At 65.4% G+C, this 16,515-nt stretch carries 13 protein-coding genes; 8 read left to right on the plus strand and 5 right to left on the minus strand.

The annotated features are described in order from the left end of the window. Positions 1 to 199 precede the first annotated feature (199 nt). Positions 200 to 1,018 (minus strand): AAA family ATPase, encoded by an 819-nt coding sequence (locus NTV05_06125; protein MCX6543976.1) that lies wholly within the window; start codon positions 1,016 to 1,018, stop codon positions 200 to 202. Positions 1,019 to 1,380: 362 nt separating this feature from the next. On the opposite strand from NTV05_06125, the gene NTV05_06130 reads away from it, so the two are divergent. The 8 genes from NTV05_06130 to NTV05_06165 all read left to right on the plus strand — a co-directional run bounded on the left by NTV05_06130 (position 1,381) and on the right by NTV05_06165 (position 11,522). Continuing rightward, positions 1,381 to 3,054, plus strand: coding sequence for an AarF/UbiB family protein (locus NTV05_06130; GenBank protein ID MCX6543977.1), 1,674 nt, complete (start codon positions 1,381 to 1,383; stop codon positions 3,052 to 3,054). 38 nt (positions 3,055 to 3,092) lie between these two features. Then, positions 3,093 to 4,448, plus strand: coding sequence for a hypothetical protein (locus NTV05_06135; protein ID MCX6543978.1), 1,356 nt, complete (start codon positions 3,093 to 3,095; stop codon positions 4,446 to 4,448). Between the two features lie 43 nt (positions 4,449 to 4,491). Further along, complete coding sequence (locus tag NTV05_06140) at positions 4,492 to 6,090, plus strand: AarF/UbiB family protein (GenBank protein MCX6543979.1); 1,599 nt, start codon at positions 4,492 to 4,494, stop codon at positions 6,088 to 6,090. 86 nt (positions 6,091 to 6,176) lie between these two features. Beyond that, entirely contained in the window at positions 6,177 to 7,418 is a 1,242-nt protein-coding gene (locus tag NTV05_06145) for a hypothetical protein (protein MCX6543980.1), read from the plus strand. A 154-nt stretch (positions 7,419 to 7,572) separates the two neighbouring features. Continuing rightward, positions 7,573 to 8,862 (plus strand): outer membrane protein transport protein, encoded by a 1,290-nt coding sequence (locus NTV05_06150; protein ID MCX6543981.1) that lies wholly within the window; start codon positions 7,573 to 7,575, stop codon positions 8,860 to 8,862. Between the two features lie 18 nt (positions 8,863 to 8,880). Continuing rightward, complete coding sequence (locus NTV05_06155; GenBank protein MCX6543982.1) at positions 8,881 to 10,203, plus strand: outer membrane protein transport protein; 1,323 nt, start codon at positions 8,881 to 8,883, stop codon at positions 10,201 to 10,203. 17 nt (positions 10,204 to 10,220) lie between these two features. Then, complete coding sequence (locus tag NTV05_06160; protein ID MCX6543983.1) at positions 10,221 to 11,231, plus strand: hypothetical protein; 1,011 nt, start codon at positions 10,221 to 10,223, stop codon at positions 11,229 to 11,231. Positions 11,232 to 11,345: 114 nt separating this feature from the next. Next, positions 11,346 to 11,522, plus strand: a complete 177-nt coding sequence (locus NTV05_06165; protein ID MCX6543984.1) for a DUF1059 domain-containing protein — start codon at positions 11,346 to 11,348, stop codon at positions 11,520 to 11,522. Positions 11,523 to 11,563: 41 nt separating this feature from the next. Here the strand turns inward: NTV05_06165 and NTV05_06170 are convergent, their stop codons facing one another. The 4 genes from NTV05_06170 to NTV05_06185 all read right to left on the minus strand — a co-directional run bounded on the left by NTV05_06170 (position 11,564) and on the right by NTV05_06185 (position 16,505). Continuing rightward, a complete protein-coding gene (locus tag NTV05_06170) occupies positions 11,564 to 12,517 on the minus strand; it encodes a hypothetical protein (GenBank protein ID MCX6543985.1) in 954 nt (317 codons plus the stop codon). A gap of 18 nt (positions 12,518 to 12,535) precedes the next feature. After that, the gene (locus NTV05_06175) at positions 12,536 to 13,876 is read right to left on the minus strand and encodes a hypothetical protein (protein ID MCX6543986.1); all 1,341 of its coding nucleotides are present in this window, start codon (positions 13,874 to 13,876) and stop codon (positions 12,536 to 12,538) included. Positions 13,877 to 14,007: 131 nt separating this feature from the next. Continuing rightward, positions 14,008 to 15,417: an aldehyde dehydrogenase family protein gene (locus tag NTV05_06180; GenBank protein ID MCX6543987.1), complete on the minus strand. Its 1,410-nt coding sequence runs from the start codon at positions 15,415 to 15,417 to the stop codon at positions 14,008 to 14,010. Positions 15,418 to 15,419: 2 nt separating this feature from the next. Further along, complete coding sequence (locus NTV05_06185; GenBank protein ID MCX6543988.1) at positions 15,420 to 16,505, minus strand: hypothetical protein; 1,086 nt, start codon at positions 16,503 to 16,505, stop codon at positions 15,420 to 15,422. Between the last annotated feature and the right edge of the window lie 10 nt (positions 16,506 to 16,515).

The raw sequence follows: 16,515 nt of genomic DNA on the forward strand, positions 1-16,515 counted from the left end.
TGACGACTTGGATGACTTGGCTTGAGGGGCCTTCGTCGCTCGGGGCGCGATCGGACGCGCGGGGGGCGCAGGCTGGAACTCGACCTGAGACTCGACAGCCGGGACCGGACGCTTGACCGGTGGCGCGGCCGCCTCTGACGCCGCGTCGGACCGGTAGACCCAGCGGGCGCCCTGCCCGCCGATCTCGGCGCGCGCGACGTCAAACGAGGGTCTGGCCTTTTTCGCTCGCCGCGTCGCGGCCAGTCCGTCTGTCCGGGGCGTCGGCGGCGCCTTCGCTGACGAACTGGACAAACGCGTCGTAATCTTCCGCCGCCCTGCTCCGCGGGGCGTATTCCCAGATCGTTTGTCGTTGGGTGATAGCATAGGTCACATCAATGCATTGCCGGATGCCTCGACGGTACAGCCGATCTCCCATCTCCGCGTCCTCAGTCAGGGCTTCAAACGCAGCCCGCGTCGCATTGGTGGAGCTGTTGACGGAGGTTGGCAGAACGGCAAAAAGATCGAGCCTCCGATCCGGCCACAGGTCCCGAATCTGGTGGACGCCGGCGAGCGTCTGTCGCGCGCCGAGAATGGCCATGCCGTCCATGCTGACCGGCATGATGAGATCCGACGCGAACAGGAGCGCGTTGTAGGTGAGCAGGTTCATCGCCGGAGAACTGTCGATGATCACCGCATCGTAGCCGCGGATCGCCTTCAAGCGGCGCGACAGGATCGTCTCGCGCTGCGGTGCACCGGCCAGCTGGGATTCGAGCGCGAACGCGGCCGGCGTCGAGGGAATGACATCAAGCCGCTCCCGCACGCCGCGCGCGACCACGTCGTCTATCGACGCGTCGCCGAGCATCAGGTCGACGATGGTGCGTTCCCGCCGCACGCCGAGCGCGTGGCCGATATTGCCCTGCGGATCGGCGTCGACCAGCAGCACGCGCGAGCCGTGTCGAGCCAGGCCCGCCGCCAGATGGATGGCGGTGGTGGTCTTGCCCACCCCGCCTTTCATGTTGACGATCGCAATCTGCAGCATTCGGCGGTTCCGGGAGTCGCCGGCCAGATCGAGTCCTGCCGGCGTCGGATGAAAACGAGGTCATTGTACGCCCGTTTCCTCCGCGCCGGACGGCCTATTGCGCACCCGCCGGGGAGCCGGCCTGGTCGGTCGCCACGTGCGTCTCGACACGATATAATTCGTGTGCTGATATACCGCTCATTGTCACTCGTGAACACCCTTCAGCACAGTGTCGTCACCCGAATCGATATGGTGAAGTCGGCCGGAATCGGAGCACGAAGCCGTTCTGTCGCGCCCTGCCGGTTCGGCGGTGCCGGAGCGGACGCTTCGCGCGTCCACACGAAGGTCGGCCAGCGGCGTCCCTGGCAGCGACCGAGGCCGACGTGAGGATCCTCCGGATGAACGTCCGGCGGCTGGTGCACCTGGCGCGTGTGCTCGTGGCGCACGGCGCCGCCTACCTCGTCGTGCGCTTCCTGGGCCGGTGGCCCTGGCTCGTGCGGCGCGTGCCTCTGGCGAGAATGACCAGCCCGCAGCGGTTCCGCCGGCTGTTCGAGGATCTCGGCGGGAGCTTCATCAAATTCGGCCAGATGCTCGCGCTGCAGCCCGATATCCTCTCCCGCGAGTACTGCGACGAACTCTTCGACCTCCTCGATCGCATCAAGCCGTTTCCCTTCGCGCACGTCGAACAGGTCTTCCGCGAGGAACTGGGGCGGACGCCGCAGCAGATCTTCGACTGGATTGATCCCGAACCGGTTGCGACGGCGTCAATCGGGCAGGTGCACGCCGCGTATCTCGAAGGCCAGAAGGTGGCTGTCAAGGTTCAGCGCCCGATGGTCGACATCGAGTTTGCCGGAGACATCCGGCTCATCCACCTCGCGATCCGCCTGATTCGCCGGCTGGACCTGAAGTCGCTGTTCTGGACGCTCGCGCCGATGAGCGAGTTCGCGGCATGGACGCTCGAGGAACTCGACTACCGGCGGGAGGCCCGGTACGCGGACCGGCTTCGCCGCAACGCCACGCAGAACCCCCTCGAGCGCGTGCCCGTCATCTTCTGGAACGTGACGACGCGGCGGACGCTGGTCATGGAGTACATGACCGGCGTCACTGCGCTCGAATATCTGCGCGCGGTGACGTCACAGGGCGAATCGGCGGCGCGGGCCATCTGTCCAGTCGGGTTCGATCCCGACAATTTCGCGCGCCATATCATCGACAACTTCCTCGGCGACGCGTTCCGCTACGGGGCGTTTCATGCGGATCTGCACCCGGCGAATCTGCTGATGCTGCCCGGGGAAGTCGTCGCGTACGTCGATTTCGGGATTACCGGCGTGCTCAGCGGGTACTCCCGGCGCCACCTCGTGGCCATGACACTGGTCTTAACCCGCGGCGACGTGGAGGCCTTGACGGACCTGTTCTTCGATCTCACCGTGACGGACGCCGAATCGGACACCGGGCTGTTTCGCCGGAGCATGATCGAGATCTCGAAGAACTGGTACGCGGGCGAAGACGCGGAGACGGTGCTCAAGACGAACTTCACCCAAGTCATGCTCGACATGCTGATCCTGTGCCGGAAGGCCCGTCTCTCGCCCGAGCGAGACGTGGTCAAGTACATCCGCTCGGCCGTCGCGGCCGATGGGCTCATCACGCGTCTGGCGCCGGGCTTCAATGTCGGGAAGTACCTCGAAGAGGCGTGTCAGCGGCTGGTCTCGTCGGAATTGCAGCGGGCGACGCTGTCGGGAGACACGCTCGGCGCGCTGCTGTCGTCAACCGCACGGTTGGTCGAGAGCGGCGCCGCCCGTACGGCCACGATCCTCCAGCGCCTGGCAAGCGGCGACATGACTGCGCATGTGGACGTCACCAACGCGGTCGACAGCGACGCCCGGCATCGCCGGCGGACGCTGCGGCTGGCCGGCGTCGTCGTCGCGCTCACGGCGCTGGTCGAGTTGACCGGCGGCCCGGCGCGGATCGGGGTTAACATGTTCACTATCGAAGTCGTGCTCATCGGGGCGGCACTGTTGATGCTGGTGGCCGCGGTTCGCCGGCTCGTTGCTCGCGATTGACCGCCGCACGGCGGAACCGGAGACCCCAGGAGTTGGCGATGCGTGAGTTGGCGAAATCCGCGTTCACGTTCCCGTGGGCGCTTTCGATGATCGGCGTGCAGCAGATCGTCAACCTGGTGGCGCCGCCTGACGAGGGGCGCGTCACCGGAGCGACCGCCGCGATCGATGCCGTCACACATGCGGCTGAGCGACAGCTCGACGGCTGGCTGGACCAGGCGCTCGAGATCGGCGACATGCTGCAGCGTCGCCTCGCCGGCATGAAGATGATGCGCCCGCCCTCGCTCGATTCAAGCGGACTGATGCGGATGGCGACGGACCGACGGTTGGCACCGTTGTGCCGAACGCTGTCAGATGGCGCGCTGCTGCCCGCGGCTCGGCTCGATTCGCTCCGGATGGACCCCGCGGACCGCTCGGCGGCTGTGCAGGAGTTCGCCAACAAGACGAGAGTCATGCACCTGGTCACGCAGGTGCATCTGCAGCTCCGTCTCGACGAGGCAGACGAGGAGCCGCTTCCGCGATTGATCGAGCGCGCGGCCGCTCTACGGGTGGATCCCCGGTTGTGGGCGGTCGAGGCGCTGGGCGTGCATGCTGGTGAGCGTGCGATCGCCGACAGCGGCGGGGCCGACCCGCAGGACGTCTTGACCCCGGAATCGCAGGCCGATCTCCCGCCGTGGAGCCTCACGATGCTCCACGCAGGCTTGGGCCTGTCGTTTGCGAGGGCCATCCTCGAGCGGCTCGAGCCCACGTCCTCGCGCGACATGGTGCGACTTAGCATCATGCGGTTCGCGGGGCAGTGTCGGCGATCGTCGCGCCGCGGCTACGCGGGCGCCGCGTTCGAGTCGCTTGGAATGGCGGCCCGCCTGCTCCACCGGAATCTCGTCCCGCTGCTGGACCGCGAGATTCCGCTGATCGATCCGGAACTGCAGGACTACTTCTGGCACGGGGCTGGACGCGCGATGTACTTCGACCCGATGAACATGCTGCCCTCGTCGAACGCGCCGAGCAGCATCATCGCGAATCTTCGACACGAAGCTCCGCACGATCTGGCGTACCGCAATGCGCTCTCCGGCATCGCGTGGGCGATGACCCTCACCAACATGCGGAGTCCGGAGGTGTTGGAGCTCTTTCTGCGGCACCACGGACTGCTTGCCGCCCGCAACGACGCGTTCGCCAACGGTATCTCCTCTGCCATCGTGATCCGGTACGACACCACGCCCGACGACCCGCACATCATGCCGTTTGTGACTCATACGCCTCCGACGAAGGCCGCCGCGGAGGTATGGCGATCCGTCGTGACAGCTCCCTGTCACGCCGCGATTACGAACACGTACAGAGCGCTGCAGCAGACGTGGGCCCTCGGGCACCTGTTCCACTATCGGCCAAGCCCGGCCTGACCCGGGTGGGTCCAAGGCGATACCGATCTCCACGATGTCCAGGATGTCGTCGTCAGATGTGAGGGACCGCCGCAGGGTGGTGGAGGAACAACTCCGCGCGCTCGGGACTCCGCTCCCAGCCCGCCGGGCCCCGCCTCCGGAGGGCCGGCTCAGTATCGACGAACAGCCGACGGGGCACCTGCCCGCGGCGCTCGCGGAACTCGGGCCGGTGTTCGCCGGCTTCGGCCGCTACCTGTCGTCGCGACTCGATCTGTTGTCCCGGCGCTCGTGCATCGACTTGGCGGCGACCGATTGTCGAGCCCTTGGCACCCCGGTGTCAGACGTGCAGGCGCTGGTGCGCCGGCACCTCGGGGACGAACCAGATCGGCGATTCACCGCGATCGATGAATCCCCCTGTGCCCTCACGCCCTGGACCCAGCAGCACCGCGCCTGGCTTGTGTCGGGCGCGCCAGTCGTCGTCACGTTCGTCCGGCCTGACGCCGATCAGGTGTTGCAGACCGATCTGCCGCTGCTGCCCTTGCTCGCGCCATGGCTCGACGTGCCGGCCGAAGCCCTCGCCGGGGCCGTAGACGATTTCTCCGTGACGCTCCGGAATCGGCTCGACCAGACGGAGCAGGCGGAGGCCTTTGCCAAGCTCTTCGACGACGCACAAGCAGGCGGGCCGCTCGACGCTCCACGGTGTTATGTCGACGACTGCGCGCCGGGCATGCTGACCGTCGAGCGGATCGACGGCAGCACGCTCGCCGACGCGCTCGGCAGCAACGGCACGCCGAGGTCCGAGATCGATTTTGATCGTGAGACCATCGCGAGGCAGTTGGCGTCAGCCTGGGTGCGGCAGGCGACGACCGGGCGGATGATTCCATTTGATTTTGATCTGAACGACATCCGACTTCGTGGCGACCGGCTGGTGCTGGTTGGCGGCGTACTCGAGCCGCTGTCGGCCGCCGGCCGCACGCGGTTCCTGAGCTATCTGGTTGCTGCGGCTGCCGACGAACCGGACCCGGCGTGGGACTGGATCGGCATGGCTGCCGTTCGCGGGGACCGGGGCCAGCCAGAACTCACCCTGCGGCGCCGGCTCCGTCAGATCGTCCCGTTTCGCGACGGCGAGTGGAGCGGCGAGGATCGGCTCGCAGAACAGATGTTGGCCCAGTGGCGTGTGACGCGAGAGGCGGGGTGGAAGATGCTCCCGCATGAGCTTCACCTGTACCGCGGCGTCCATGCCGTGTCCGCGGCAACGACGCGGCTCGCGCGGCACGACGATGCGCTGCTCGCGGCGCTCCATCGCGAACGGCTGCGTCTCGGATTGTCGGAAGCGCAGCACCTGTTCGACGGCGGCACGTTTCCAGCCGCGATCGCGGAGATGGCGCGCGCCCTCGTGCATGTGCCGCAGAAGCTGGATGAACTCCTCACACTGGTGGCCACCGGGCGGCTGCGCGTCAAGGCGGAGGTACCAGATGGCGGCGAGCGTCGCGAGACCAGAAACCGCACGGTGTCGCTCATCGCGAGCCTGGTCACACTGGTCGCGCTGACGTTCCTGGTCAGGCACCTGTCGCCCGCCTACGGCGCCGACTTCGAGTGGATGGGGGCCGTGCTGGTGCTGATCGTCGGCGGGTGGTTGCTCGCGGCGGCTGCGCGTCTGTAGCCGGGACGGAAGAAGGCTCGGACGCGTCACGCGCGGTGTGGCGCCTCGCTGAGGCTTGATGGTAGGATTCCATCCGGAGGCGTCCAGTGGTCAGCGACAGTCAGCGTCCCGACAGCGGCGGCGCCAGGACGGCAGGCGACTTCGTGATATCGGCAGGGCGCTTTTCGCTGGCGATGGGACTCCTCGGGGTACGCCAGGCGACCAGACTCTTGTCGGGGCAGCGCGCGCAAACGGCCGCCGCGTTCGACGAAGTGAGCGACGTCGCGAGCCGTCAGCTGACCGGCGTCACACGATCCGCATTCGCCGTCGGCACCAATCTCCAACACGGACTCGTCGATGCGGCCATCGGGGTCTCCCGCGTGAGTTCCCGCAATCAGTCGACCAGCGGCTCGGCGACTGGCCTGAAGATGTCGCTGAGGAAGAGCGCCTCGCGACGCCTGACCGGCGTGCGGACCGTGGCGTCTGGGGCGCTGCGCCGACAGGTGCCGCAGGCGGAACTGATCAGGCGGCTCGCCAGCTACCAGGCCGAGATCGTGGCCGGCGGTCGTGCCCGGGAGCAGACTGTGGCCGGCTTGTGGAAGTCGGAGGGGCTGGCGACGACGATTGCCAAGCATCGACTGCCGGAGAACTCCTGGAACGATCCGGCGCTGCCGAGGAGCATGCTGCCGGTCGTGCACGTTGGCTTCGGTTCGGGATCAACGAGCCACCATGTGTTCGACGCGGCGGCGCTTAATACGGTCTTTGCCGACACGTGCGCGAACGACTACCGGGGGTTTGCGTACGAAGGCATCGGTGCGATCCTCCGCGCGCACGAGAGCGGGTTCTTCAAGTTCATGGCCGGGGCGCTGGGCCTCATGCGACTTGATGCGCCCGACGGCCCGAACCCCTCGGATTTCTTTGCCGCCTACCTGAAGCAGTTCCCCCCCCCCATCCAGCGGATCATCGCGCACGGCTACGGGCGGATCTTCGCGTTCAGTCACATGGACGTCTACGACGCAATCAGGGATGCGATCAGATTGCCGCAGGAGCGCGTTGAGCCGGTGGTGCACGGCGCCGGGTTCGCCTTTGCGATGATGAACAGCCCGGATCTGCCCCACATCCTCCGGCACAGCGCAGTCCCCTTTGATCCGGCTGTGCGCGCGGCGTTCCAGAACGGGTTGATCTACGGCCTCGTATTCATGGAATGGTACATGCCTGGCATGCTGGCAAACTGGAAGCCCGAAAGCGTGCTGGAAACTGAGATGATCGAGCACGCGCGACGGGAAAGTGCTCTGGATTTGAAACGCGGGTTTCCGCTGGTCGCGAGACTGGCCGACCCGCGCACATGACACGCCGGAGGCAATGAGGCGGGATCGTTCGGTCGCCGATGTCACCAGGGCAGCCGGACGCGTATCTCCGGGGTTGGATCGAGGAGTGCCGGGACCCGCTGAAGACGACGTTCACCGATCGCCAGGCGGCTGGCCATAACACGCGAGGTTCACGATGAACTGCTACGTCAAACGATTCGTGCTGGTCGGATGCCTGATGCTCCTGCCAGTGTCAGCCTGGGCCCAGGGCGCCATGCTGCACGGGATTGGCCCGATTAACAGCTCGATGGGGGGAGCCGGCATCGCGATGCCGATTGAGTCGCTCGGGGCGCTGACGTTCAACCCGGCTCTAATCGCCGGCGTGGAGGGAAATCAGATCTCGTTCACGACCGAGTTCTTCAAGGACGGCATCATCATCGACACGACGCTCGACGGCACCACGAAGGGCCGGACCCGGGCGACCCCGCATCTGACGGTCATTCCGGCGTTCGGCTGGATGATGCGCGATCCGAAGGGGAAGCTCGCGCTTGGCTTCGGGCTGATCGGTCTGGCCGGATTCGGCGCCGACTACCCCACCGACAACGCCAGCCTGCTGTTTACGGCGGCCCCGTTTGGATTCGGCCGCATCTACACCGACTACCGGGAGACCAAGATCCCGGTCGCCTTCGCGTATCAGGTGACGCCGAAACTTGCGATCGGCGGATCGCTGAACGTGTACATGGGCTCGTTTGCCGTCGCCCCTCTGCCGTACAAGTTCTACGACGTAGACGCCTTCGGCAATCGCTACTATGAAGAAGCGGGCAAGCTGGACAACAGCTGGGCGATCGCCGGCCAGTTCGGCTTCCACTACCAGGCGAACCCGATGATGAGTGTCGGCGGATCGATCACCACGCCGCAGAATTTCGCGCCGTACAAGTGGCACTCCACCTACGCGAACCCGGGCAACGCGAACTACGGACAGGACCGGACGGTTGAGTTCGATCTCGACGGGCCGCTGATCGTCAGTGTCGGCGTCGGTCTCAAGCCTGGCGCGAAGACCAAGATCGCGGTCGACGGCATGTTTTCCAAGTACAAGGGCGTGCATGGGTTCGGCGGCCCTGGCGGCGTCAACAACGGCGTGGTCGATCCGTTTGGATGGCGCAGCGTCTGGACCATCAAGGCGGGCGTTCAGCACGAGATTAGCAAGACCTTGACCGTGCGCGCGGGCTACAACTTCAGCCAGATGCCGCTCCGGTCGGAGGTCGTCCTGTCGGCCACGGGTGCGCCGGCGACCTTCCAGAACCATTTCACCGGCGGCTTCGGCTACAAGATGTTTCCGTTTCTGGAGATGGTCGCGAGCTTCTACGTTGTTCCCCGGGAACACGTCGTCGGGCCGTTTCCGGACCTGACGGGCAAAGTCCGCGGCACCCTGGACGAGTCGAATAAGCTGACGGGCGGGCTGATTGGCATGAACTTCAGGTTCTAGCCCTGCTGGAGGTCACCGATGGCCACGATGGATCCCGCAAACAAGATAATGAGGTTCATGATGAGTTGCTACGTCACACGGTTGATGATGGTCGGGTGCCTGATGGGCCTGCCGGCGTCAGGCTGGGCCCAGGGTCACATGTTGCCGGGGGCTGGCCCGATCAACAGCGCGATGGGCGGGGCGGGTGTCGCACTGCCGATTGAATCGCTTGGGGCGCTGACGTTCAACCCGGCGTTGCTCGCCGGCGCCGAGGGCAATCAGCTCTCGTTCGCGACAGAGTTCCTCAAAGAGAGCATCCTCATCGACTCCACCCTCGGCTCGCGGAAGGGTACGATCACGGCGGATTCGCAGATCGGGGTGCTGCCGGCGTTTGGCTGGATGCTGCGCGATCCGAAGGGAAAGCTGGCGCTGGGCTTCGGGCTGATTGGGATCTCCAGCATGGGCGCCGACTACCCGACTGATAACGCCAGCATCCTGTTCGCGTCGGTGCCGAACGGATTCGGCCGCAGCTACACCGACTACCGGGAGATCAAGATCCCGGTGGCGTTCGCGTATCAGGTGACGCCGAAGCTGGCCATCGGCGCCTCGCTGAATGTCTACCTCGGCTCCTTCGGTGCGACCCCGCTGCCCATGGCAGAGACCGACCAGTACGCCAGCGGCCAGACGTACTATCCCGAGGCCGGCAGGCTGACCGATAGCTGGGCCTTCGGCGGGCAGTTCGGCTTCCACTACCAGGCGAGCCCGAAGGTCAGCATCGGAGCCTCGATTACCACACCGCAGAACTTCGCCCCGTACAAGTGGAACTCGACCAATCCCGATCCGACATCGTGGCATTTCGGCCAGGCGCGGACCGTCGAGTTCGATCTGGATGGACCGATGGTCGTGAGTTTTGGCGTTGGCCTCAAGCCGGATGCGAAGACGAAGATCGCGCTCGACGGCATGTTCACCAAGTACGAGGGCGTGCATGGCCTCGGCGGTCCTGGCGGCGTCGTCAACGGCGTCATCGATCCGTTCGGATGGCGGAATATCTGGACGCTCAAAGCCGGCATCGAGCGCCAGGTCACCGAGAAGATGACCGTCCGGGCCGGCTACAACTACAGCCAGATGCCGGTCCGCCCGGAGACCGTCATCTCGACCACGGGCGCACCCATCACGTTCCAGCAGTACCTGTGCGGGGGCGTCGGCATCAAGATGTTCCCGTTCCTCGAGATGGTCGCCAGCGTCTACTTTGTCCCACGGGCTCACGTCGTCGGACCGTATCAGCAGGGTGATATTCGGGGCACGATGGACGAGTCGAACACGCACACCAGCGGACTGGTCGGCATGAACTTCAGGTTCTGACATTCAGGAGATCGATCATGGCAACGATAGTCTACGGAAGAAGAATGGGCTTGGTCGCCGCGGTCGGGGTCCTCACGGCGCTACTTGGCGCTGAAGCGGCTGCGCAGGACGTCAGACAGGTTCGGCCGCGCCAGCAAGAGCAGGAGAGCGTGACACAGCCTTCTCCGTTCCTGGAGCTGGTGCTGCTTCCAGATCCGGTTCCGTTTCCCCTGCGGGTTCCTGTTTCCGCCAGCCAGTCGCCGCGCCCAGAGCAGGCGGCGCCGGCAGAGATGGGGCAGCCTCCCCTGCCGGTCCCGGTGGCAGATCCGGTTCCTCCTCCACAGCAGGCTCGACCGGCCCCGAAGTCCCAGACCGCAGAACAGACTCCGCGTTCAGAGCGGACGAGGCTGGTAGAACGCACCGTTCCGCCAGAAGAGGCCACGCTCCAGGTCACGTCGTTCGACACGGCGGATGCGTTTCCCCCGCCGAACCCGTCGATCAGCACAAAGGACCATCCCGCAGTGGGAGCATGGTTCGGCCAGGCCATTCAGATCTGCCCGGCTGGCGTGGCGCCGTCGGCCTGCAACCAGGGAACGCCGGCGTACACGCTGTTCATGACGCCGACGCTCTTTTCCGACGGTCTGTTCGTGGCAGACGACACGGCCGCGCTCGGCGGCCCGCCGGACGGTCCTCACACGACGGCGTTCGGGTCCTGGGTCCCGACCAGCCCCACTGAATTCACCGCCGACTACCTGTTCATGACGATTCCGTACCCGTACGTCGCCAACGCGCTGGCGGGGTTGAGGGCACGGTGGGTCGCGAAGGTCATCGACGCCAACACGATCGTCGGCTGGGTCAACGGGTACCTCATGCCCAAGGTGCCGATCACGTGGAGACCGCTTCTGGAGGACGAGTACCCGACCATTCCAGCCGAAGGCCTGGTGTTTGCCACGTCGCCGAACGGCTTCGTCAAGGATCCCGCGACGTGCCGAACCCCCGGGTGTCCTGTGCTGGTGCTGAAGTTTACGGTCAAGCGAATTATCAGGTAGGCGGGCTCGATGTTCGTACGGGCGAATGACCAACCAGCAGTCGAACCAGTTCACGATGGGGCTGGCTGGCCCGGATGTCAGATTCTGGCGTAGACTACGCACAGGAGGTTGAGTATGGCGTTCAAGCTCGTTTGCGCGGAAAGCGGCGCGAAGTGCCCCTTCGAGGTCGTCGCGCCGACTCGGGAAGAACTGATGCAGCATGTGGCGGTTCACGCGAAGATGTCGCACCCGGAGATGGCCTCCGCGCCGCCGCCGGCAGAGATGATAAACAAGATGATTCACCAGGTGTAGGAAATACAGGCGGGAGCGCGGGGCTGTCGTTCGCGACTCTGTCAGTACCCGGCTTCCGCCAGCCACTCTTCCCACTGCTTGGAGGCGCCGTCCATCAGCTTCTGGTGGACATGGCAATGCTGGACGAGCATGCCTGTGTCCATTAGTTCGTGGACCGGCTCTGGATCGACCAGGCCCATGGTCAGCGTGTCCACCAGGGCCGCTCCACCGTAGACGGGATCAACTCCCCAGAGGTCGAGCACTTTCCGGGCTCGCGGCGCGGCGGCGAACTCCATCATCACGCGGATTCGGTTGTCGTGCGTGAGATAGAACGAGAACAGCTTGACGGCGACGCCGAACTTGCCCGGACCGAATCCAAAGAAGTTCGGAATCGGCGCGTAGTCGATGAAGGGATAACCGATCGACACTTCCAGCGCGTACTCTGGCGTGGGGTACTCGACCACCCGTACGAATTCGGGAAGGGGCGTCACGCAGACCGCTTCCTCCATGCTCCGAGTAATGGGGCCCAGATTCAGGGCGAAGTCATGGAGCTTGATCGTGAGCAGCACCCACCGGAACCTGGGACCGATGTCCCGCCAGTCTACGGCCCCGGCACGGTCGTCGTCGGCGAACCGGCCGTATTGGCCGCCAGCCGTCCGATAGAGACTCCGTTCGACACCGAAGCCGCCGGGAGCACCGTCGGGATTGACCCAGTGGGCCCGCGTGAGGAATTCACCCAGCACGAACTCCTTGAGCAATCTGGCCGCATCGCGCCGCCTGCTGACACGGGCGAATTCGATGTGCTGGCGGCACCCCATCACCGACGTGTCGATTCCATTCAGCCTGATGGAGCCGAAGTAGCCATCCGCCCGATTAGGCAGGAAGAACGTCTGCTTGAGGTCGAGTCCGAACGCGGTGCGCGTGCCGCCACCCCGCCGGCACCACTGCTCGAGGGCGACACCGTCCCGGACGGCCTCGTCGCATTTTCTGATGAGAAAGCGATCGTGCTCGGTCACCCTGAAGAACCCCGGGGGTTATACGTCCAGATCCGCCACAAACTGCGGCAGGTCGTGGAACCGGAACACGTCGCCGAGCCTGTGATGCGCCCTGAGCGCCTCGCGGTACCGGTCGATCTTCTCCTCTGCGTCATGTCCGATGTGCTCGGCCCAGGATTCTCCGAGTGCTGATTCAGTCGCATCCGGCTCGAACCGGCAGAACTCGGACACGTACTTGTGGCCGGGCACCATGTCGCCGGCCATGATCAGCGTGGAATGCACGCCGTTGGTGTAGGCGTGGTTGCCGCGGATACGGCTGGTCTTGTGCCGGAGGAAATGGGCGGCGATCCCAGGCTGCCTGATGTTGACAATGGTAAAGGCCCACGCCACGCCGGCACGCGCGTTGCGGCGGGCGGTCTCGTCTGGCGGCTCCTGATCGGCCGCGTCCCATGGCGACAGGCCGGGGATCATCGTCATCGGCGCGAAATACATCGCCCGCCCGGCGCCGTGCCAGAAGTACTCGACGGCGTCGGCGTCGAGCGCCAGCAACTGGTCGGAGATCAATCCCACCAACTGCTGGTACCACGTCCGCGTGACGAGGCCGAGAGATTCCATCGCTGCCCCCTCGTAGCCAGCCATCGAGCTCTCCCGAACCCGTTCGAGGAAGCGCTTCAGTGCGTCCTCCACATTCGTCTCGGCACTCCAGGGAGTCAGCGTGTCGATCTCGTGCTTGGCGAAGGCAATGCCCATGCCGGCATGCATCATCAGTTGGGTCTTCTCGGGCAGCGCCGCGGCCGGCCCACTCGTGAGCAGATCACGAGTGTCCCGATCGGCATCCAGGTGGGCATGCGCGTAGCGCTCTCCCAGCCCCTCGACGAGCCAGAGCGCGGGATAGTGTCCACGGGAGTAGCACTGCTCAACCTGCTCTTCGAGCGGATACGATCCGTCCGCCGAGAGCTTCGAGGGCGCGTCGGAGTGGTTCACGAATCCGAGGACATCTCCCGTGTTCTGGAACTGCTCTTTCAGCAGATCCCTTGCGTCCTCGGTGGCGAGTGCATCGTACGCATCCGTCGATCCCTGGAACAGGTCCGACACGACGTCCATCATGTAGCTGGGTTTCAACACCTTGAGCGTCATCGCGTCCGAGGCCAGCGTGGCGAGCGCGCTTTGCGCCTTGTCGCTGAATTGAAACGCCCCGAACAACATCGTGTTCGTGCTGAAATCCTTCTTGGCTGCCTCGCCGGCCTTGTACAGCGTCTTCTGGGCGGCGCGAGCCGGCTCCCAGTCACCGACCATGGGAATGGCGCCAAGCATGCGTTGAGCGGCGAAGCAAGAGACGGCCAAAGGGAACTTCAAGACCGCTGCGTTTGAGTCGGACATGACAGAACCTCCAACAGGATCGGGGAGATCGTGCTCACCATGATACCCCCGTCGAGCGGGACGTGTCCTGGCATGACGCGCGGTCGGGCGCCGGGCTCCGACACGTGGGGACGCCTTGGCGACGGGAGTCGTCAGGCGCGGGGCGACAGACTCAACATGGGGGCCCCGGATCGGATGGCCTTCTTCTGGAACAGAAAGTCCAGCAGGTAGCCTTCATGGGGCTCCCGGGGATCGAACTCCGTGCTCAGGGCGCCGCTGTCGAACACCTTGTCCACCGTTGGTTCCCGCAGCAGCTCCTCCGTCAGGGCGTCGCCCGTGCCCGCCACGACGACCGCCAGGGAGTGGCTCGCTGCGCGGGCCAGATCCTTGCGCAGCGCAGGAGCGAACACGACGAACGGGAACGGCAACTCCATCCCGAAGAGCGGGTGCTCGAAGGAATCCACTTCGATCACGATCGGCCGCATCATCGCGACGCCATCAACGGTCGCCACCCGGGCATCGCGTCCGGGCGTCAACTCGCGTGCCCCGCTCCCGAGACGACTGTCGATCATCGCGTTGTAGGCCGCTGCCTCCGCCGGGCGGACCGATCCGAGCTGGGCGCCCTCCATCAGCGGCGACCGGACAGGCACCGCTTCCAGCTCGACCGCAACCGCGGCGGCGAGCTTCCCGGCGTCGCCCTCCACCACGACCGCACTGCCATTGATGCACCCGCGGCCCGCGTCATCCAGCACGAGACGCGAAATCAACCTGACGGTCTGCCCGAAGTCGGCGTCGGCCGTGACGACGACTTTCGACCGGCCAGGTCCGTGAATCCTGACGTTCCGGTTCGACGCGTACCGATCCGCCAGTTGCTGAGTGCCAAACAGGACCGAGAGCGAACAGGACTGAACGATGGCGTCGACCAGATCGTGGCCGCCGGGCACGAACGCGACGGCGTCCTCTGGCATCCCCGCCTCCAGGAACGACATGACCAGCCTGTACGGCGTAAACAGGTCGTCGACAGAGGGGCGCACGACAACCGGCACTTTCATCGCGAGCGCCAGCAACCACAGGAAGTGCGTGGACGGATGGTTGCCCGGCATCACGAAGCCGACGTTGCGACCACGCGGCACCAGTCCAATCCGGATGCCTCCCGCCTCATAGACGCCGGTGTCGAACACGTCGAGCCCGCCAGGGCTCTGTACATCGAGAAACCGGCCCATCATTCGCAGAGCGGGCGGGAAGATGCCGAGCGTCTGGGTGCGCGTGATCGAGAGTGGCAGGCCGGAGGCCAGCGACGCGTTCCGCACGTACGCTTCGGGAGCCAGACCGTCGGGCTGACCCGTCTCGAACAAATCCGCTGCGCGGGCCAGCATGTCGAGCAGGCGGTGGATGGGAAGCGATCGCAGCCCCGGAGACGGCTTGCGGGCGAGCTGGTTGACCAGCACGGCCGGCGTGATGGTCGCCTCGGTCACCACCGATCCGTCGAACCCGAACACGGTCCGGCGTTCCAGGCTCCTGTAGCCCTCCCGCCCCCTGCCGATCATGGCCGGGATGAACATGGTCAGTAGACTCCTTCGGCCATCGCGTTCTGCTGCAACGCCATCGACCGAACGTTGGCCACTCCCTCGCATCCGAGCACCGGGAGTGCGTGCCAGCGCTCGGCCTGGTCGCGCTCCAGCATCCGAGGCAGGAGTCTCTCCTCGGACAAGACCGTGAGGCAGACCCGCCCCGTCTGCCCCATGCCGACCATCCGTTCGGGGTGTTCCGGGTCTACGACGTCGAGCTTGACCACCGGTTCCATCGGGTAGTACGCGATCTCGTCTTCGCCCGGCTGCGGCGGTCCCAGAACCGCCCCGCCCATCAGCGTGTTTCCGTACACGGCCGTGTGGACGGCGTCTGGGAAGAACTCAGTCCGCAGCAGATGGTAGAGATCCTTGGTGAGTTGGGTCCCGCCGTACATCATGCCGGAGAAGCGGTACCCGCGCTCCTTCAGTTCGGGCGCCAGCGACTGCAACAAGGCAGGCGTGCTTCCGAGGATATCGATCTGCTGCGTGTCGAGAATCGAGTACACCTGGCGGCGGACGTGCTCCATGTACAGCCCGACGGTCCGCATGTCTCCCTGCTGGTAGAGCAGTTTGATGAAGCGCGGATCGAGATCGATCAGGAAGCAGATCCCGCCTCGCGCCTCCGCCATATTGATGGTGGATTCCGCGATGCCGTGCGGCCCGGTCGGACCGACGAACAGCCAGTTTCCGCTGCGGGGAAACCCGACGACTTCATCCAGGTACCAGTTCATGAAGCCGTTGATCATCTTGAAGTAGTCACGCACCGGAATCCGCGAGGGCGACCCGGTGGTGCCTCCGGTCTCGTGAACGTGAATCTTGCCCGGGTCCCTGGCAATCGCGGCGGGCACGAAGTCGAGCACGTTTCTGGTGCGGAGCGCGTCGATCGGGAGGAACCCGAGCAGCGCGAGGTCGTCATAACACCGAATATCGCGACGCGCGTCGATGCCCAGTTCTCTCGCCCGCTCGATCCAGAACGGCGTGCCGTGCTCAGGGTGAAAGTGGATGTCGACGACGTGCCGGACCCACGCGTCGAGATTGCCGGGCTGAAACACCTGAGGGCGGGGGAACGGCGTCCGATCCATGAACACTCCT

Source organism: Acidobacteriota bacterium, from assembly GCA_026393755.1.
GTDB lineage: Bacteria > Acidobacteriota > Vicinamibacteria > Vicinamibacterales > JAKQTR01 > JBAXOX01.

Excerpts from the sequence above, each read along its gene's own strand:
- NTV05_06125 (MCX6543976.1), bottom strand. The coding sequence starts at position 1,018 with ATGCTGCAGATTGCGATCGTCAACATGAAAGGCGGGGTGGGCAAGACC.
- NTV05_06180 (MCX6543987.1), bottom strand. The coding sequence starts at position 15,417 with ATGTTCATCCCGGCCATGATCGGCAGGGGGCGGGAGGGCTACAGGAGC.
- NTV05_06165 (MCX6543984.1), top strand. The coding sequence starts at position 11,346 with ATGGCGTTCAAGCTCGTTTGCGCGGAAAGCGGCGCGAAGTGCCCCTTC.
- NTV05_06155 (MCX6543982.1), top strand. The coding sequence starts at position 8,881 with ATGGCCACGATGGATCCCGCAAACAAGATAATGAGGTTCATGATGAGT.
- NTV05_06160 (MCX6543983.1), top strand. The coding sequence starts at position 10,221 with ATGGCAACGATAGTCTACGGAAGAAGAATGGGCTTGGTCGCCGCGGTC.
- NTV05_06185 (MCX6543988.1), bottom strand. The coding sequence starts at position 16,505 with ATGGATCGGACGCCGTTCCCCCGCCCTCAGGTGTTTCAGCCCGGCAAT.
- NTV05_06175 (MCX6543986.1), bottom strand. The coding sequence starts at position 13,876 with ATGTCCGACTCAAACGCAGCGGTCTTGAAGTTCCCTTTGGCCGTCTCT.
- NTV05_06140 (MCX6543979.1), top strand. The coding sequence starts at position 4,492 with ATGTCGTCGTCAGATGTGAGGGACCGCCGCAGGGTGGTGGAGGAACAA.
- NTV05_06135 (MCX6543978.1), top strand. The coding sequence starts at position 3,093 with ATGCGTGAGTTGGCGAAATCCGCGTTCACGTTCCCGTGGGCGCTTTCG.
- NTV05_06150 (MCX6543981.1), top strand. The coding sequence starts at position 7,573 with ATGAACTGCTACGTCAAACGATTCGTGCTGGTCGGATGCCTGATGCTC.